At 60.8% G+C, this 17,686-nt stretch carries 14 protein-coding genes and 1 pseudogene; 12 read left to right on the forward strand and 3 right to left on the reverse strand.

Annotated features, from left to right (window positions below; translation table 11 throughout):
* The first annotated feature begins 105 nt into the window (after window positions 1-105).
* The 8 genes and pseudogenes from ACZ5WW_RS04525 to ACZ5WW_RS04560 all read left to right on the forward strand — a co-directional run bounded on the left by ACZ5WW_RS04525 (window position 106) and on the right by ACZ5WW_RS04560 (window position 5,632).
* Window positions 106-762, forward strand: coding sequence for an SGNH/GDSL hydrolase family protein (locus ACZ5WW_RS04525; RefSeq protein WP_377167305.1), 657 nt, complete (start codon window positions 106-108; stop codon window positions 760-762).
* The gene (locus ACZ5WW_RS04530; protein ID WP_377167303.1) at window positions 759-1,784 is read left to right on the forward strand and encodes a quinone-dependent dihydroorotate dehydrogenase; all 1,026 of its coding nucleotides are present in this window, start codon (window positions 759-761) and stop codon (window positions 1,782-1,784) included. The genes ACZ5WW_RS04525 and ACZ5WW_RS04530 overlap by 4 nt, the downstream gene beginning before the upstream one ends.
* A gap of 63 nt (window positions 1,785-1,847) precedes the next feature.
* Window positions 1,848-2,087 carry a CDGSH iron-sulfur domain-containing protein gene (locus ACZ5WW_RS04535; protein WP_377167301.1) on the forward strand — a complete coding sequence of 80 codons (240 nt, stop codon included), beginning with the start codon at window positions 1,848-1,850 and terminating at the stop codon, window positions 2,085-2,087.
* Between the two features lie 94 nt (window positions 2,088-2,181).
* On the forward strand, window positions 2,182-4,095 hold the full coding sequence (locus ACZ5WW_RS04540) for a protein-disulfide reductase DsbD family protein (protein ID WP_377167299.1): 1,914 nt from the start codon (window positions 2,182-2,184) through the stop codon (window positions 4,093-4,095).
* Between the two features lie 16 nt (window positions 4,096-4,111).
* The gene (locus ACZ5WW_RS04545) at window positions 4,112-4,579 is read left to right on the forward strand and encodes an SUKH-4 family immunity protein (protein WP_377167297.1); all 468 of its coding nucleotides are present in this window, start codon (window positions 4,112-4,114) and stop codon (window positions 4,577-4,579) included.
* Between the two features lie 67 nt (window positions 4,580-4,646).
* Window positions 4,647-5,000: a VOC family protein gene (locus ACZ5WW_RS04550; RefSeq protein WP_377167295.1), complete on the forward strand. Its 354-nt coding sequence runs from the start codon at window positions 4,647-4,649 to the stop codon at window positions 4,998-5,000.
* 73 nt (window positions 5,001-5,073) lie between these two features.
* Entirely contained in the window at window positions 5,074-5,331 is a 258-nt protein-coding gene (locus ACZ5WW_RS04555; protein ID WP_377167293.1) for a type II toxin-antitoxin system Phd/YefM family antitoxin, read from the forward strand.
* Window positions 5,319-5,632, forward strand: a pseudogene (locus ACZ5WW_RS04560) (type II toxin-antitoxin system RelE/ParE family toxin). Before ACZ5WW_RS04555 ends, ACZ5WW_RS04560 begins: the two are co-directional and overlap by 13 nt.
* Before the next feature lie 5 nt (window positions 5,633-5,637).
* Here the strand turns inward: ACZ5WW_RS04560 and ACZ5WW_RS04565 are convergent.
* Together ACZ5WW_RS04565 and ACZ5WW_RS04570 are read right to left on the reverse strand one after the other, a co-directional pair.
* On the reverse strand, window positions 5,638-9,300 hold the full coding sequence (locus ACZ5WW_RS04565; protein ID WP_377167291.1) for an ATP-binding cassette domain-containing protein: 3,663 nt from the start codon (window positions 9,298-9,300) through the stop codon (window positions 5,638-5,640).
* A 215-nt stretch (window positions 9,301-9,515) separates the two neighbouring features.
* Window positions 9,516-10,055 carry a hypothetical protein gene (locus ACZ5WW_RS04570; protein ID WP_377167289.1) on the reverse strand — a complete coding sequence of 180 codons (540 nt, stop codon included), beginning with the start codon at window positions 10,053-10,055 and terminating at the stop codon, window positions 9,516-9,518.
* A gap of 791 nt (window positions 10,056-10,846) precedes the next feature.
* On the opposite strand from ACZ5WW_RS04570, the gene ACZ5WW_RS04575 reads away from it, so the two are divergent.
* The 4 genes from ACZ5WW_RS04575 to ACZ5WW_RS04590 all read left to right on the forward strand — a co-directional run bounded on the left by ACZ5WW_RS04575 (window position 10,847) and on the right by ACZ5WW_RS04590 (window position 14,301).
* Entirely contained in the window at window positions 10,847-12,202 is a 1,356-nt protein-coding gene (locus ACZ5WW_RS04575; RefSeq protein WP_377167287.1) for a sigma-54-dependent transcriptional regulator, read from the forward strand.
* Window positions 12,203-12,357: 155 nt separating this feature from the next.
* A complete protein-coding gene (locus ACZ5WW_RS04580; RefSeq protein WP_377167285.1) occupies window positions 12,358-12,690 on the forward strand; it encodes a hypothetical protein in 333 nt (110 codons plus the stop codon).
* A gap of 126 nt (window positions 12,691-12,816) precedes the next feature.
* Window positions 12,817-13,662, forward strand: a complete 846-nt coding sequence (locus ACZ5WW_RS04585; RefSeq protein ID WP_377167283.1) for a ferredoxin family protein — start codon at window positions 12,817-12,819, stop codon at window positions 13,660-13,662.
* A 72-nt stretch (window positions 13,663-13,734) separates the two neighbouring features.
* Entirely contained in the window at window positions 13,735-14,301 is a 567-nt protein-coding gene (locus ACZ5WW_RS04590; RefSeq protein WP_377167281.1) for a dihydrofolate reductase family protein, read from the forward strand.
* 258 nt (window positions 14,302-14,559) lie between these two features.
* On the opposite strand, the gene ACZ5WW_RS04595 is transcribed toward ACZ5WW_RS04590, so the two are convergent.
* Window positions 14,560-17,682, reverse strand: a complete 3,123-nt coding sequence (locus ACZ5WW_RS04595) for an efflux RND transporter permease subunit (protein WP_377167279.1) — start codon at window positions 17,680-17,682, stop codon at window positions 14,560-14,562.
* Window positions 17,683-17,686: the final 4 nt, after the last annotated feature.

The raw sequence follows: 17,686 nt of genomic DNA on the forward strand, positions 1-17,686 counted from the left end.
ATGTCTAACACAGACGAAAAGAGGCGCAAGCTGGAATTTGATGAGTTATTCACATTTGTGGAGAGCAGTTGCCCCCGCCTCGATGAAAGGCATCATGCACGCCCGATGAAAAACGTTCTCTGCTTTGGCGATTCCAACACCTGGGGCTTCGTCCCCGAAAGCATCTCCCTCCCCTCCCCCGAACGCCACCCGCACGACGTACGCTGGACGGGCATTCTGGCCCGCGAACTCGGCTCGCGCTTCCGCGTCATAGAGGAAGGCCAGAACGGGCGCACCACGGTGCATGATGACCCCTTTGCCCTGGCGCGCAATGGCAGGGCCGTCCTGCCAGCCATCCTGGAATCCCACAAACCGCTGGATCTGGTGGTCATGATGCTCGGCACGAATGACCTCAAAGCCGTGTATGGCGTCTCCCCCGGAGAGATCGCCACCGGAGTCAAAATGCTGGCTCAGATGATCCTGGGCAGCGATGCGGGCCTCGGCCACAAAGCCCCAAAACTCCTGCTGCTCTGCCCGCCGGCCATCGGCGATCAGATGCACCTGCCAGACGTGGCCGCCAAATTTCCCAACGGCCAGAAAGACAGCCGCAGGCTGCCCAAATATTATGAGTCAGTCGCCAGCGCGCTCGGCTGCGCATTCCTCAACACCCAGACACTGGTCGAACCCGGCAGCGACGGCATTCATTTAGACGCTGCTGCACATGGACGGCTGGGCAAAGCCGTGGCAGCTCTCGTCAAATCCATCCTCCCCCCTGACGCATGACATTGATCGAATCCTTTTACCCCGTGCTGAAACCCTGGCTCTTCCGCCTGGATGCGGAGCGCGCCCACACACTCACGGTAAAGATGATGATCATTGCCCACCGCCTGGGCATGCTGAAGTCTGTGGTCCCAGGCACCCCTCGGCCGCGCAGCGTGATGGGCCTCACCTTCCCCAATGTGCTCGGGCTCGCCGCAGGCATGGACAAGTCCGCCAGCGCCGTGGAGGCCTGGGGAGCGCTTGGTTTTGGCTCGGTCGAAGTAGGCACCCTCACACCACGCCCGCAGCCAGGCAATCCAAAGCCCCGCCTCTTCCGCCTGCCCGAGCACGAAGCCTTGATCAACCGCATGGGCTTTAACAATCCCGGCATTCAGTCTGCCGTGCAAAAGCTCAAAAACCGGCGCACCAAGGCCGTCGTCGGAGTCAACATCGGCAAGAACTTTGACACCCCCAACGAAGATGCGGTGAAAGACTACCTCATCTGCCTGAAAGCCGCCTACCCCGTGGCAGACTACATCGCGGTAAACATCTCTTCTCCCAACACCAAAGGCCTGCGCGATCTTCAGGCGGAGGATGCGGTCCGGGATCTGATCTCTCAGCTCAAGAAAGAGCAGGCCGCGATGAAGCAGGAGCATGGCAGGCAGGTGCCGTTTCTCGTGAAGATCGCCCCGGATCTCACTGACATGCAGATCGAGGCGCTCGCACGCGTCTTCAATGAGCAAAGCATCGACGGCGTCATCGCCACAAACACCACCATCGATCGCACCGCCATCACAGGCCATCGCCTGCAGAGCGAAGCAGGCGGCCTCAGCGGCGCCCCCGTGCGCGAGCGCTCCACCCTCGTGCTGCAGGCCTTCCACAGTCTGCTGAAGGAGCAGATTCCCCTCATCGGCGTAGGCGGCATTCTTTGCGGGGCAGATGCAGCTGAAAAATTGAAGGCAGGCGCCGCCCTCGCACAGGTGTACAGCGGGCTGGTGTATCGTGGCCCCGCACTGGTGCGGGAGGTTCTGGAGACCGTTCAATGAACAAACCAGCGTACGGAGGCGCAGCATCTTGACCTTCCCTGTCCGTTCTGCCAGATTTACCCCATGGAAAATCTTCCCAAAATCCACGATAAACAACCCGTCGCTGTTGAACTCCCTGCAGGAGACCACTGGTGGTGCGCCTGCGGCCTGAGCGGCCACCAGCCCAAATGTGACGGCAGTCACAAAGGCACGGGATTCGGCCCGAAGAAGTTCACCCTGCCCGAGGCAAAGAAGGTCTGGCTGTGCAACTGCAAGCACACCAAAAACCCTCCTTTCTGCGATGGCAGCCACAAGGCTCTCTGAGTCGTAGATTCCAGTCATCTAATATCAGCGCAACGCGCCGTGATGGGAATAACCCGCACGGCGCGTTCTCCTACCTGCCAACAACTCCCCAACCATGAACCGAAGCTGTTTCCTGACTCTTGCCGCCTTGCTGCTCGCCGCCGTCGCATCCCATGCGCAAACTTTTGGCCTGGGTGAAGTTGCCGCGCCGAAGGAGCAGCGCGTCACCGCAGACGTGGTCGCCGCCGTGTCTGCCGCAGCGCCCGGACAGCCGTTTCAGGCCGCCGTCAAACTGGTGCACGCCAAGGACTGCCACACCTACGGCAAGATTCTGCCCCCCGGCGTCGTGGGCAAGCCCACCAAACTGACCTGGACGCTCCCGGAAGGCTGGCAGATCGAGGAACTCCCCTGGCCTGCCACGCATGATGTCCCCTCCACCGGCGGAGAGCTCAGCAACGGCTATGATGGCACCGTGTACCTCCCGGTGAAGATCACCCCGCCCGCCAGCGCCGCCGTGGGTGGCAGCGCCGAGCTGAAAGTGAAGGTGAACGCCCTCGTGTGCGATCCGAAAAGCTGCCTGCCCTTTGTCAAAGAAGTCTCGCTCACTCTGAATGTGGCCGCTGCACCGGTGGTCAATGAAGCGAATGCCGCTGCTCTGGGCAGCACGCCCGCCGCTGAAAAAAAAAGCGCTGAGAACACCGCCGTAGCGCCTGCTGCGAGTGATACAAAGCCCGCTGCAACCAAGGTCGTGGAACCGGCCGCCACCAGCGCAGCCGCACCAGCAACCGCACCTAAAATCCCTCTGACCTTTGCGGAGTTGCTCCTCTACGCCTTCATCGGCGGCTTGATCCTCAACATCATGCCCTGCGTGTTTCCGGTGCTCGGCATCAAGGTCACCAGCGTAGTGCAGCAGGCGGGTGAAGACCGCCGCAAGGTGGTGCTGCATGGCCTGATGTACACTGTGGGAGTGCTGCTCTCGTTCTGGGTGCTGGGCGGATTCGCCATCGCGTTGAACAAGGGCTGGGGTTCACAGCTTCAATCACCGGCTTTCAATTTTTTCCTTGCCGCCTTCTTCCTCATCTTTGCCTTGAACATGGCTGGCTTGTTTGAGATCGGCACCTCGGCCATCGGTGTTGGCTCCGGATTGCAGTCCAAAGGTGGCCTCGGCGGCTCCTTCTTTTCTGGCTTGCTTGCCACCGTGGTCGCCACCCCCTGCTCCGCTCCGTTTCTGGGCACCGCCCTGGGAGCCACGCTCGCGATGCCTGCCTCGCAATCGATGCTGATCTTCACACTCATCGGCCTCGGACTCGCCAGTCCCTTTTTGCTGCTCTCCCTTTTCCCCGGCCTCATCTCGGCCCTGCCACGCCCCGGCGCATGGATGGAAAGCTTCAAGCAGGGCATGTCCTTCCTGCTCTTTGGCACCGTGGGCTTCATGATTTATGTGCTGACGAATCAGATCGAAGGCCTGCCCGTGCTGTTCGCCATCCTGAGCCTCGTGCTCATCGCCCTCGGCTGCTGGATCTACGGCCGCTGGGCCCTGCCCCACAAGCCTGCACGCACGCAGAACATCGCCCGACTGCTCACCTTCCTCGCCATTGCAGGCGGCCTGTGGTTCGGCTTGCCCAATGCCTCGGCCAAACGCTCGCATGCCGAAGAAGCCGTGAATCTCAATGACCCCGATGCACTCCACTGGGAAACGTGGTCGCCCGAAAAAGTGGCTGCGCTACGTGCCGCCAAGCAGCCCGTCTACATCGATTTCACCGCCTCCTGGTGCTGGACCTGCCAGGTGAACAAACGCGTCTACTCAGACACCGGCCTGCGCGCGCTCTTCAAGCAGCACAAAGTCGCCACCCTGAAAGCCGACTGGTCGGATGAAAACGAAACCATCCGCCTCGCCCTCGAAGCCCTCGGCAAACGCGCCGTGCCGGTGAATGTGCTCTACATTCCGGGTGTGGAAGAGCCTTTCATTTTGGATGAACTGCTCACCGTGGGGAATGTGACGGCGGCACTGAAGAAGCTGGGGGAGTGAGATACTGGCGAACACCATGCATTACGTTAGTTCACCTCAGGTCCGTTGGCCGAATGAAATATTCGAAACGCACCCGATTCCTGTCAGCTCCAGAAAGTTTTTGATATCGGTTGGACTGCCTGAGGTATTCGAGTGGCCGAAGTTTGAATTTGGCGTTTACGATTCCGACCTTCCCGACCTTGTCATTGGCGAAGCCGAAAATCAGCCAATCTTGATCGACGTAACAACTGGCATTGTGTGGCTCGAAATCAATCAGCCAGCCCAACGCTTATTCTTCAACAGTTCAGCAGAACTGCTCTCGCGCTTCTTTTACCTTGTTCACGAGTTTCAACAGACACCTGATGACGACTCATCGCAACAACGTGCATTCGCCCACATGCGCTCCGAGATGCTGGAGCTTGACCCTAAAGCAATAACCACAACCGAGACCTGCATTTGGACTCGCTGGCTTGATGAATGGGAGATGAACCTTCCAACCGTATGATCTGCAAAAGCCGTCGGTCTTGCCCGTTAAGCGATGAAAATGCCCCAGATGGTGTTCAGGTCCCTCTATGAGTTCCGCGTCACTCAATCTCGTCGTTCTTCGCTCCGCTGATCTGGAACGCGCCCGAGGTTTCTATGAATGCCTGGGCCTGCAGTTCACCCGGCACCGGCATGGGTGCGGACCTGAGCATCTGGCCGCAGAACTTGGCGACTGTGTTTTTGAAATCTACCCCCTGTCTTCAAACGGGGCTTCGACACTCGGCACCCGCATCGGCTTCCGGGTTCAATCGCTCGATGCCTTGATCACAGCCCTCTGCGACTTCCCAGATGCCATCGTCACCCCGCCGCAGGATTCCCCCTGGGGACGTCGTGCGGTTATAGTGGATCCGGATGGGCATCGTATTGAGCTTGTACAGACATAATGAATTGACTTCCCTGAAACGCCGATCTTTTCATCACTTGCTCTGCTAGCGAGTGATACTAAAGTGGTACTCCTTGGGAACGGAACTTGTCACGCCCCTGAAGTGCAAGGCCACGAAGATCATAGCGGAGCTCGATCCCGGCCAAGATCCGGCACTCATCATCCAGCATGGCAAACCGGCAGCGTATCTGATGGCCGTTGAGACATTGGACACACTTACCCGGCGGCTTGATCTTCTGGAAGGCATTGCGCGCGGCGAGCGTGCCATTGAAGAGGGTCGGATTGTTTCCCACGCCGAAGCCAGGGAACGCATGTCGCGATGGCTCAAATAATCTGGACCGAACCGGCTCGCAGCGACCTCAATGCCATTGCCGGTTACATCGCATGGATGACCGCTGGCGACACGCAATCTGCGTTCGGAAAGTTTTCGAGCATGTCGAACAACTTGAAAAGCATCCTGACAGCGGTTCACGCCTTCCGGAGATGCGCCGACCTCGCTACCGCCAGATTGTCGAAGCTCCATGCCGTGTTTTTTATCGCCACGATGGAGACAAGGTTTTCATCCTGCACGTCATGCGTGGAGAGATGCTCTTCCGCAAGGCAAGGCTGATCAAACGCGACAAAGGGAATTGATCCACCTACACCTTCGTCAGCTGCCTGCGCAAACTCAGCTCCACCGCTGCGATGATAAGTGACAGCGTAAACAGAATCACGATGCTGTTGATCCAAAGGGTGTTGTACTTGGTGCCCAGGTAGGTTTTCCGTGTTCCGAAGAAAACGTTGGGACTGGCTTTGCGGCGGTAGTCTTCGCGCTCCATTTCGGCCTTGGTCACGAGGTCCAGCACCTTGCGGTTTACGTAGATTTCCTCCGCACTGACTCCATCATTCTGCTCCAGCATGCTGTCGAGCATCGGCGGCTCGATGCGTCCGCTGAGCACGGCTTCGCGGATGGAGCCAAGGCGCTTGGAAATCTCGCGCGGGTTCTCGGCGTAGAGGCCGGAGACGACGGCGAGCGACTGCTTGGTGAGCTCCAGCTCATGGCGCTGGCGGTCGCTCATGTCCGCGCCGGACGGCGGCAGCAGGGACTGGATGCGCTCGTCCAGAAAGTCCTGGTTGCGGGTGAGCGGATTGAGCTTGGACTGGGAGATGACCATGCCCTCGTAGGACCAGCGCAGAGGCATGAACTGGCAGATGAAAGGCACCTTCAGCTTGCTCGCATTTTCTTCATCGTTGCCCGACTTCCTCAGCCAGCGGCCCACGGAGTAAACCAGGTCCAGGTTCTTGTTCATCTCCTCATACTTGATCAGCGCCCCACCCAGGATGATCTGCGGAATCAGCAGAAGAGGAATGGCGTTCACCGCCGTGCGGTTGTCACTCACGATGCTGGAAATGAAGAGTCCAAGACAGACCCCCGTGAGCGAAGTGAGGAACATCCACCACAGGTGAATGAGAAACATGTCCCGGATCTCCAGCACCCAGTTTCCGATCAGCAGGTAGATCACGCACTGGGCCAGCGCAAAGGTGGAGAGCGAAATGATCTTGCCGCTGAGATAGTAGAACGTGCGCAGGTTGTGATTGCGCTCGCGGCTCAGCGTGTGCCGGTCACGGATGATTTCGTCAGCGCTGTTCGTGAGCCCCAGAAACATCGCCACGACGAGGCTCATGAAAAGATACGTCGGGATGTGAAAGGCGGTGGCAAAGGTGTAGTGCGCCTCCTCGGAGTACTTGAGGACGCTGGAGATGAGCCAGGCCAGCAGCGGCGCTTCGAGCAGGGTCGTCAGCAAGTTCGTGCGGTTGCGCAGCTTGCTGAGGAATGAACGCTTGAGCAGCGTGTAGAAAAGAATGCTCTCCTCGCGGAAGGTGTGCTTCGGAGGTTTCGGCGTGCTGCGCATGCGGCTGGCGCTGTGGCTCTCGTCACGCTTGGGCCGGGCGATGAGGCTGGTGCTGCCCGGCGCGGCGCGCTGCTTGGCCATGCTCTCCATGATGAGATGCCGCTGGTAGGAGTCCCGCCAGAAATTCGGCGGAAAGCGGCGGGCGGCGACAAGGTGCCCGTCCGCGCTGCGTTCATGGATGATGTCACCGCTGATGTCTCGCAAAGGCGTCTCCAGCACATCAAAAACAAAGTCCGGGGTCAGGTTGTTCGGTGGCTGCGCCTCGGCATCGGTGGACTGGCCTGTCTCAGCATGGTACACACGCCAGAAATACTCGATCATGCCCTGCGGCGTGCCGAAGTAGGCCAGCTTGCCGCCCTTGTCCAGCAGCAGCGCCTTGTCGAACATCTGCAGCAGCCTCGAACTGGGCTGATGAATGGAGGTGATGACGATCTTGTTGCGCGCCAGACTGCGAATGATCTCCAGCACATGCTCGCTGTCCTTGGAGGAGAGGCCGGAAGTCGGCTCATCAAAGAGGTACACGTCGGAGATGCCGATCATGTCCAGCCCGGCATTAAGGCGCTTGCGCTCTCCACCGCTGAGAAATTTCTGCTGCGGCGTGCCCGCGAGGCGGTCGCGCAGATCCGCCAGCCCCAGTTCCGCGAGCTTGGCATCCACCCGCTTGCGTCGCTCCTCGGTCTTCAGGTGGGGGCAGCGCACCGACACGGAGAAGTCCAGGTTTTCCTGCACCTTCAGCAAGGGATCAAAAGCATCCTCCTGAGGAATGTAAGCGATGTAAGGCGTCAGATTGTGCAGGTTGTCATAGAGCGCGAGGCCGTTCATCAGCACCTCCCCGCCCTTGGGTTTCAGCTGGCCGCCGAGAATGCGCAGCAGCGTGCTCTTGCCGCAGCCGCTGGGCCCCATGACGCAGATCATCTCCCCGCGCCGGGCGATGAAACTCACACCATCCTGTGCAGTGTCACGTCCGTCAAAGCGGTGGCTGAGTTCGCGCACCTCGATCTGGCGCACCGTGTTGCGCTCCTCTTCGATGATGCGGTCCGCAAAGTGGCAGCGGAGGTACTGCCCCTCCCCCAGCGTGATGGTGTCTCCGTCATTGAGGGTGATCCGGTCGCGCACCGGGATCACTCCGATGTACAGCGGGCGCGAGGAGCGCAGAACCTCCAGCACCCCCGTTTTCTGTGCGTAGTTGCACTCAATGCGCAGGAGGATCTCCCCGTCCGTGTCTTCTGAGAGAAGGATGTCCCCCTCGTCCAGCAATTCAGGCTTGTTGGAGACTAGGTAGGTATTTCGGCTGCCCTCCAGCCGGAACTGGCCGCCAAACTCCTGGGCACGCAGCCGAAGATCGCGCAGGGCGATTTCCACTTCACCATGGGCGATCAGGCTGTCTTCGATGCTGGCCTCCACCACCGTGCCGCTGCTGAGGACCACCCCGTTCAGCGTGGCCTTGGTCGTTCGCAGGGCCTCCACTGTGACCCCCAGTCCAAAGCTGAGGCGCAGGTTGGTGCCGCGCGTGCGCTGCGGGGCGATCTCCGCGCTGCCATTCTCCGTGAGTGTCAGGTAGATCTGCGTGCCTGACAGCGTCTTCTTGGAGTTGAAGTAGGTGATCAGGTCATTGTAGTCCAGCGTCACGTCCTCCATCACCACACGCTCGCCAGGATAAAGGCGGGAGAACTCCCCCGGCGGCTGCCGCCGGCTGCGCACCAGGATGGAAATGCTGCCCGTATTTTTCAGCAGCACCAGGTTTTGAAAGCGGAACGCCACCACGGAGCAGTCGTCCGAAAGCGAGCGCAGCAGCACGTCGCAGTTCTTCGTGGCTCCAATGCGCAGCGTGTCCAGCGGCTGCCCCCCCTTGGTCGAAAAGCCCTCCTCCGGCGGCTTGTCCCCGGCATTGAGCTGATAGACAATGTCGATGGCCTGGGCGGCAATGCCCAGGTTCGTCATGAAGAGATAGAACTCCACCATCTGCCGCTGATTCTGCTGCGCACGCGAGATGAGCAGGTACAACTGCACGCCCAGCAAAATTTTCTGCTCCTGGGTGAGCTTCTGGCTGAGTTCCTTGGCACGCTGCGTGAGATCCTGCGGCTCCTGCAGGGCCTCAAAGTACAGGCGGCGCATGTCGGAGTAGATCGCCTCCGGGTAGTCATAGCGCAGGTAGCCGAGGCTGGACTCGACTTCCTCCTCCTCAATGTTGCCGTCCAGCTTGCTGAATGCGGCAAAGACCTCGATCAGCACCGGCAGCATGGTGTTCGCCGTGGCCGCAGCAGCGGCAGACACCGGCGGCTGGCCGTTCCAGAGATGAGCCCACCGCTCCGGCTCCCACCACGGCAGTTTCGCCAGCCCATGCACTCCGTTCGCAGCATTCTGCGCGTTCGTGTTGAACTTTTTGGCGAGTTTTTTGACCAAGCTCATGCAGTGGGGATCTTAGCAGTCCGTCCAAGGGGGCTGGCCGGGCGGGCTGATTATGGAGTTCGTTTGCACAAACACAACTCACCAGACGCAAATGCATCGCGTAAAAATGCAAAAAAAGCGGCCTGGTTGCCCAGGCCGCCACTCCATGACTTTTCACACACGCAGGCATCATGCGCTGCGCTCGCGCGGCGGGCCCTCACGCCCACGCTCATGATTCATCGGCGGCAGTGCCGGATGTCCTGGACCACCATGTTCAAGACGCTCTCCCCCACGAGGTGCAGGCCCACGGCCGCGCTCTCCCCCGCCCGTGCCACCCTGCTGAGGCCGATGCATCGGACCATGGAAAGGCTGCGCTCCCGGACGGTGGAACTCACCGCCACGTGGCGCCCCAAAGGACTGGGGTCCAGGACCGCGATGCTGGTCAAAACGCGGCGCAGGACCACGCTGCCCCCCGAATGACGGCCCCCGGCGTGCGCCTCCGAACGGCCGAGGATGCTGCCCGCCGAACCGATGTCCGAAACCACGCCCCATCCAGCCACGCCCCCACTGCCGCTGCCAGCCTTGCTGCCCAGACCGTGGAGAGCGGAAGCCCGGCCCACCACGGGGCGCACCAAACCCGCCACGCTCTGCGTATGGCTGCGGCCCACGGCCCTGTGCATGAGGCCTGAAGCCATGCTGATCACCACCACGCGGTGCCTGCGGCTGCCTGAAGTGATCCTGGTGGCCAGGCTGTCCCTGCCCACGGCCGCCCTCATGCTGTGGGTGCGCCATGGGGCCCGGACGCCCTTCGTGCTGGGGCTTGCCCGGCCCGGGATTGCCTTGCGGCGGAGGATTCATCGGGCCACGACCGCCCTCTGGCTGCCTCTTGGGCTCACCACTGCCCTGCCCATCCATGGGAGGACGGCGAAATCCGTCACGCCCCCCCTGTTCGCGCCCCCGGTGCTCAGCATTTGGGGGATTCGCCGGGCCACGCGGCGCCTCGCGTTGCGGCTGAGCCCCATCGTTGCGCGGACCACCCGAGTCTGGGCGGCGTTGCGGCTCGCGCACGCTGTCAGGCTTGGATCCATCGGCCTCCCGGCGTCCCTCCGGCCTGGGCTGGTCACGCTGTGGAGGGGGCGCATCCGCCCTGGGTGCTGCCGGGAGAGGTTGGGCCGCAGATGGCGGCTGATCTGCGGGCTTGGCTTCCTGAGCAATCAGGGGGGTGATGCCGAGTGCGAGCGCCCCACAAAGCCACGAGAGTTGGTTGGTTTTGAAGTTCATGATAGAGTGCTGTTTGGATTGACTGCGGAAGGAGAAACCCTCGTAAGGATCAAGAGTTGCGCTCCCCCAGCTTCAGACAGGAAACAGCCGCCCGGCAATCAAGGCTGACAAAGACCCCCCTTCTCTCAAGAGGCTGACAGACAGGCGTTCACAGCACTTTTAGCGGTGCTTCGGCAGGTTCTGGGAGCACCTCATTCTCCTTTTTGAGAATCTTAAATTGACGCAATCCTGCGAAACGTTTAGCTTATTTAACAATCAATCCTGCCTCTCACTTAACGAAAATAATATGGCTAAACTGGTAATCATAGACGACGAAGCCGCTATTCTGGAACTCATGACCAAGCTTTGCAAAGCGGCGGGTCACCAGGTTTTTGGCTGTACCACTGGTATTGACGGCATCGCGGCCATCCGTTCCAACCAGCCCGACCTCGTCATCGTTGACCTGCGCATTGGCGACGTCAACGGCCTCGACCTCGTCAGCATGTGCCGTGATCAGTTCCCCACCACGGCCGTCATCATGGTGACGGGTCATGGTAGCGTGGAAACCGCCGTGGAAGCCATGCGTCTGGGCGCGTTTGACTACCTCACCAAGCCCTTCGATCTCGGAGATCTCATCAAAACGGTGAACCAGGCCCTCCAGCGCAACGGCATCGCCGCAGCCACCCCCACCAGCATTCCCAGCGCCACCCTGCGCTCCGCCTCTGCCTCCAAGCTCATCGGTCACAGCGACGCCATCCAGCGCATTTTTGACATCGTCCGCCGTGTGGCCAACAACGACAGCCCCGTCCTTCTCGAAGGCGAATTCGGCGTGGGCAAGCACATGGTCGCCCGCGCCCTTCACGAGGCCAGCCGCCGCAGCAGCTCCCCCTACAAGGAGCTCCAGTGCAGCGCCATGCCGGAAGACGTGCTCGAAACCGAGCTCTTCGGGCAGACCGCCATCTTCAACCGCGTCTCCGGCGGCACCGTCCACCTGGCGGAGGTGAACCAGCTCCCCTCCCGCATCCAGGCCCAGCTCAACACCTTCCTGGACGAAGCCCAGTCGAAGAAAAGCTGGTCAAACAGCTCCAGCAGCGCGGATTTCCGCCTCGTGGTCTCCAGCACCGTCTCACTCGAAGACGCCGTGAAGGCGGGCAAATTCCGCGAAGACCTTTTCTACAAGCTCTCCGTTGTGCCTCTCAAAATCCCGCCACTGCGTGAGCGCCGGGTGGACGTGCGCCCTCTAGTCGAGCATTTCCTCAAAGATCTGGCCGACCGCACCGACGCCAAGCCCAAAACCATCGACACCAGCGCCATCGAGTTCCTGGAAAAGTACACCTGGCCCGGCAACGTCAGCGAGCTGCGCAACGCCATCGAGCGTGCCTGCGCCTTCGCTGAAAACGACCGCGTCCGCCCCTCCGACCTGCCTGCCAAAGTCACCCAGCAGATCGAGATTCCCACCCCATCCACCACCGAAGGCGTCACCAAGCTCCCCATCGGCTCCACGCTCGACGACTTCATCAAGGGCCAGGAACGCGCCTTCATTCAGGAAACGCTCAAGTACAACAGCGGCTCCCGCGAAAAAACCGCCAGCATGCTCGGCGTCTCCATCGCCACCCTGTATCGCAAAATGGGCCTCAACGTCGAGCGCAAGACGACCTCATAGGCCTGCGTATCAGCAAATCCGCGCTTAAACCACAAAGTCGGCCCCGCGCCGACTTTGTGCTTTCAGGCCGGAATTCGTCATGCCCTTCCTCGCTGGTGTTGCGTAGTACGCCACCTGAGCCCACACTGACCACCACCTTTTTCCAACGCGCCCATTTGAGCACTCCCGCCACCATCCTCTACTGCCGCTGTGCCTACGCCCAGGTCGTTCCCACAGGCGTCAAAAACGAAGTCCTGCAGAAGCTCTGCGACTCGAACGCCAGCTTTGAAACCGTGTCCGATCTCTGCGAAATGGCCGCCCACCGCGATCCCCGCCTGCAGGCCATCGCCTCCTGCGGCAAGCTCCGCATCGCCGCCTGCTACCCCCGCGCCGTGAAAGGCCTCTTCCAGCAGGCCGGCTCTCCACTGCCCGCCGACACCGAGATCCTCAACATGCGCACCCAGACCGCCCAGGAAATCGCCGACGCGCTCCTCTCCCCCGCCTCCTGAGCCCTCACAGCGCCCCGCCACAAACCGAGAACCGAGAACCGAGAACCGAGAACCGAGAACCGAGAACCGAGAACTCCGGTAACTTTAAACTTCAAACCTTAAACTTGTAACTCAACTCGACGCGCCATGATCACCCACACCCACCGCCCGCTCCGCGTCGTCCTCTACGAAGGAAACGGCAGCATCCAGCTTCCCGCCGAATCCCGCGCCAAGGTCATGATGGCCCTGCTGGACAAAGGTTACACCGTCACCCGCAGCGGTCTCGGGGCCAGCGCCATGCCGCACGATGACCGCAGCCTGCTGGTGCTCGGCGCCTTTGAGGGCAAGGCCCCCGCGCTGGAAGACGCCACCGGCCAGATCAGCATCGACACCCGCGACATCACCGGCCTGGAACCCGACGCCATCGTCGCGCTGGTGGACAAATCTCGCGGCGAGAAAACCATGAACGAACCCGGCAAATGGAAGCCTTGGTTCCCCGTCATTGACTACTCCCGCTGCACCAACTGCATGCAGTGCCTCAGCTTCTGCCTTTTCGACGTCTATGGTGTCAGCGAGGACAACAAGATCCAGGTGCAGAACAACGACAACTGCAAGACCAACTGCCCCGCCTGCTCCCGCGTCTGCCCGGAGGTCGCCATCATGTTCCCCAAATACCAGGCGGGACCGATCAACGGCGATGAGATCAACGAGCAGGAAGCCGGACGCGAGAAGATCAAAGTGGACATCTCCTCCCTTCTCGGCGGCGACATCTACTCCGCCCTCAAAGACCGCAGCGCCGCCGCCAAGTCCCGCTTCAGCAAAGAACGCAGCCCCGACAAAGCCCTGGATGAACGCAAGAAGTGCCTCACCAAGCTGGTGGGAGATGGGTTCATCCCCGCGGATGTGCTGGCAAGCCTGCCGAGCACCGAGGAGATTTTGAAGAAGGCGGAAATCGCCAAGGCGAAGGCCGCAGCGGCGTTGGCGGCGCAGTAGGTGACAAAATTGTTTTCTTTATAAGTAAAGAGTCGGCGAGCCCACCGCCCTCCACGACCATCTGTTCACCGCATGGCAGAAGCAAAAACCCAATACTACACCGCCACCAGTCTCGATGGATTCATTGCAACGGAGGATGACTCTCTGGATTGGCTGTTTCCCTTGAGCGACCTGAACACGTCCAGCTATCCGGCGTTCATCGCAGATGTTGGTGCCCTGGCCATGGGCTCCACCACATATGAGTGGATGCTCCGCAACGCAGAAGCAGTGATCGCCGAAACAGGCTCCCCCTGGCCCTACACCCAGCCAGCTTGGATATTCACCAGCCGCCAACTTCCCACCATCCCGGGAGCGGACATCCGCTTCGTCAGCGGCGGTGTGCCCGCAGTACACGCGGCAATGCGCGCGGCAGCTGTTGACAAGAACATCTGGATCGTCGGCGGTGGCGATCTCGCCGGCCAGTTTCACGACGCGGGTCTGCTGGATGAACTCATCATCCAGGTCGGCTCCGTCACCCTCGGCAAGGGCAGACCTCTCTTTCCGAGAAGAGTTCTGAATCCGGTTCTACGGCTGGCATCGGTTCGTCAGATGGGCACGAGCATGGTGGAATTGCGTTATGAGGTGGAAAAAGGCAGGTGAACCGAAGGTGACGCGGTTCAGCAGGCGGTGAAACGCTGCGACTTCTTCCTGCACGGACCCGGCAACGTTCCCCCCTCGCAAATGAAGGAAATCAAGAGTGTCATCAAGGCGTGAGCGCGATTGCTGCAATCGAGTCAGCATAGCAGCCATCTCGCTTCGCGAGATGAGCTCAGCGCTCACGCCATGTTGCATGGTCCTCACAACTCGCAAACGCTCTTATCCTGCGAAGGCACTCGGCACCTCTCGCGGAGCGGGAGACTAGTTTGCCTGTGCCTTCGTCGGCTGCACGCGGAACAGGTGCAGAATGACCACGAAGTACAGCGGCACAAAGAATAGCCCCAGCAGCGTGGTCGTCACCGCACCACCGACGATCCCCGTTCCAATCGCGTTCTGGCTCCCAGAACCCGCGCCGGTATTAATCGCGAGCGGCAGCACCCCAAGACCGAAGGCGATGGAGGTCATCAAGATGGGACGCAGACGCTGGCGGACGGCATGCAGGGCGGCCTCGATCAGCGTGGCACCTTGATCAAAATGCTCCTTGGCAAACTCCACCACAAGGATGGCGTTTTTGGCCGAAAGCCCGATGATGGTGATGAGGCCGATCTGAAAATAAATGTCATTCGGCATTCCGCGCCAATGGGTGGCGGCCACAACGCCCAGCGCGCCGAGCGGCATGTCCATCATCACCGAGAACGGGATGGCCCAGCTTTCATACAGCGCGGCAAGGCAGAGGAAGACCATCAGCAATGCGATGATGTAGAGCGAGGACGACTTGGAGCCGGAAAGCTGCTCTTCATATGACAGACCCGCCCAGGCGACGCCGATGCCCGAAGGCAGGGATTTGGCAAGGCGCTCGATCTCATGAATGGCCTCCCCGGAACTGTGCCCGGGAGCCGGCTCACCTTGGATGGAAAGCGATGAAGAACCATTGAAGCGCTCCAGCTTGGGCGAGCCCATCTTCCACGTGGCGGAGGAGAACGCTGAGAACGGCACCATCCCGCCTTGCGCGTTGCGCACATACCAGCGGTTGATGTCTTCCGGCAGCATTCGGAAGGGCGAATCCCCCTGGATCATCACGCGCTTCACGCGGTTCTTGTCGATGAAGTCATTGATGTAGGTGGAGCCCAGGATGGTGCTGAGGGAGGCATTGATCTCCGAAAGGGAGAGGCCCAGCGCGCTGGCTTTCTCCTGATCGACATTGATCTGATAAACAGAAGTGTCAGCAAGCCCGTTGGGACGCACAGAGGTGAGGATGGGGTTCTTCGCCGCCATGCCGAGCAGCTGACCCTGGGCCTCCATGAGCGCATCGTGCCCGAGGCCGCCGAGATCCACCAAGCGGAGGTCGAAGCCGGTGGCGGTACCGAGCTCCAGCACGGCGGGCGGTGCAAAGGCAAATGCCATGGCCTCTTTGATCTGCATGAATTTGCCCATGGCACGGGCATGAATGGCCTTCACCTTCTGGCTCGGCAGCTTGCGCTCCTCCCAGGGCTTGAGCTTGATGAACATGAGCACCTGGTTCTGCGCGTTGCCGCTGAAGCTGAAGCCCAGCACGCCGAAGCCGCCTTCCACGAGTTCCTTTTCCTCCTCGAAGAAATGGCGCTCCATCTTCTTGAGCACCTCGTCCGCCTGCTCGCGCGTGGAGCCAGGCGGCAGCTGCGCCATCGCAAACAGCACGCCGGTGTCTTCATCCGGCAGGAAGCCCGTGGGGGACCGCATGAACAAAAGCACCACCGCGACAGCAATGGCCCCATAGGGAATGAGCGCCAGCACGTAGTGCTTCAAAAACTTCGCCACCGCATAGACATAGCCGTCCGTCGCACGCTCAAACGCCCTGTTAAACCAGCCGAAGGGACCTCTCTTGTTGATGCCGTGATCCTTGGCCACGGGCTTCAACAGGGTGGCGCACAGGGCGGGTGTGAGGATCAGCGCCACCAGCACGGAGAGCGCCACGGAGCTGACGATGGTAAGCGAGAACTGGCGGTAGATCACGCCGCTGGAGCCCGTGAAAAAGGCCATGGGCACAAAGGCCGCCGAGAGCACCAGGCCAATGCCGACAAGCGCCCCGCTGATCTGGTCCATCGACTTGCGCGTGGCTTCCTTCGGCGACAGCCCTTCCTCCTGCATCACACGCTCGACGTTTTCGACCACGACGATGGCGTCGTCCACCAGCAGGCCGATGGCGAGCACCAGGCCAAACAGCGTGAGCGTGTTGATGGAATACCCCGCCGCAGCCATGACGCCAAACGTCCCCAGCAAAACAACCGGCACCGCGATGGTGGGGATCAGCGTGGCACGCCAGTTCTGCAGGAAGATGAACATGACCACAAAGACGAGAATGATGGCCTCGATGAGCGTCTTCACCACCTCCTCCACGGAGATGCGCACAAACTGGGTCGTATCATACGGAAAGATCGCCTCCACCCCGGGCGGGAAGAACTGCGAAAGCTCCGCCACCTTCTTTTTCACGATGTCCACGGTCTCCAGTGCATTGGCGCCGAGCGCAGGCCGGATGGCCATGCCGCTGGCAGGCATGCCGTTGTAGCGGGCCATCACGTTGTAGGACTCGCTTCCCAGCTCCACCCGCGCGACATCGCGCAGAAAGACGCGTGAGCCATCCTGGCTCACACGCAGCAGGATGCCTCCAAACTGCTCCGGCGTCTGCAGGCGGCTCTGCGCCATGACGGTGGCATTCAGAAGCTGGCCCGGCATAGCCGGCAGCCCGCCCAGCGCTCCGGCGGAGACCTGCGCATTCTGCGCACGCACGGCGAGGATGATGTCATTCGAGGTGAGCTGGTATTTGTTCAGCTTGTCCGGGTCCAGCCAGATGCGCATGGCATACTGCGTGCCAAAGGCCTGGATCTCCCCGACACCCTGCAGGCGGCTGATGGGATCGCGCATCACACTGGCGTTGTAGTCGGCCAGGTCGGTGTTGGACATGCTGCCATCCCTTGAGATGAGGCCCACCACGATGAGGAAATTGCGCACGGATTTGTTCACCTGCACGCCCTGCTGCTGCACCTCCAGCGGAAGAGAGGGGATGGCCAGCGCCACCTTGTTTTGCACCTGCACCTGCGCGGTGTCCGGATTGGCCTCGCCATCAAACGTCACGGTGATCGTCGCCGTGCCGTCCGAAGTGCTGGACGACTCGATGTAGCGCAGGTGGTCGATGCCGTTGAGCTTCTGCTCAATGACCTGCGTCACGGTGTCTTCCAGCGTCTTGGCAGACGCACCGGGATAAGTCGCTATGATCGCAATGGTGGGCGGCGCGATGCTGGGATACTGCGCGATGGGCAGGCTCGTGATGGAGAGCGCCCCCGCCAGCATGATGATGATGGCGATCACCCACGCAAAGACAGGCCGGTCAATGAAGAAGCGTGACATCGTG

It is taken from the genome of Prosthecobacter fluviatilis, from assembly GCF_055388355.1.

What these genes read in the sequence shown, in the direction of transcription:
- ACZ5WW_RS04540 (WP_377167299.1), top strand. Translation starts at nt 2,182, where the DNA reads ATGAACCGAAGCTGTTTCCTGACTCTTGCCGCCTTGCTGCTCGCCGCC.
- ACZ5WW_RS04530 (WP_377167303.1), top strand. Translation starts at nt 759, where the DNA reads ATGACATTGATCGAATCCTTTTACCCCGTGCTGAAACCCTGGCTCTTC.
- ACZ5WW_RS04535 (WP_377167301.1), top strand. Translation starts at nt 1,848, where the DNA reads ATGGAAAATCTTCCCAAAATCCACGATAAACAACCCGTCGCTGTTGAA.
- ACZ5WW_RS04575 (WP_377167287.1), top strand. Translation starts at nt 10,847, where the DNA reads ATGGCTAAACTGGTAATCATAGACGACGAAGCCGCTATTCTGGAACTC.
- ACZ5WW_RS04585 (WP_377167283.1), top strand. Translation starts at nt 12,817, where the DNA reads ATGATCACCCACACCCACCGCCCGCTCCGCGTCGTCCTCTACGAAGGA.
- ACZ5WW_RS04570 (WP_377167289.1), bottom strand. Translation starts at nt 10,055, where the DNA reads ATGAGGGCGGCCGTGGGCAGGGACAGCCTGGCCACCAGGATCACTTCA.
- ACZ5WW_RS04590 (WP_377167281.1), top strand. Translation starts at nt 13,735, where the DNA reads ATGGCAGAAGCAAAAACCCAATACTACACCGCCACCAGTCTCGATGGA.
- ACZ5WW_RS04550 (WP_377167295.1), top strand. Translation starts at nt 4,647, where the DNA reads ATGAGTTCCGCGTCACTCAATCTCGTCGTTCTTCGCTCCGCTGATCTG.
- ACZ5WW_RS04525 (WP_377167305.1), top strand. Translation starts at nt 106, where the DNA reads ATGAAAAACGTTCTCTGCTTTGGCGATTCCAACACCTGGGGCTTCGTC.
- ACZ5WW_RS04545 (WP_377167297.1), top strand. Translation starts at nt 4,112, where the DNA reads ATGCATTACGTTAGTTCACCTCAGGTCCGTTGGCCGAATGAAATATTC.
- ACZ5WW_RS04595 (WP_377167279.1), bottom strand. Translation starts at nt 17,682, where the DNA reads ATGTCACGCTTCTTCATTGACCGGCCTGTCTTTGCGTGGGTGATCGCC.
- ACZ5WW_RS04565 (WP_377167291.1), bottom strand. Translation starts at nt 9,300, where the DNA reads ATGAGCTTGGTCAAAAAACTCGCCAAAAAGTTCAACACGAACGCGCAG.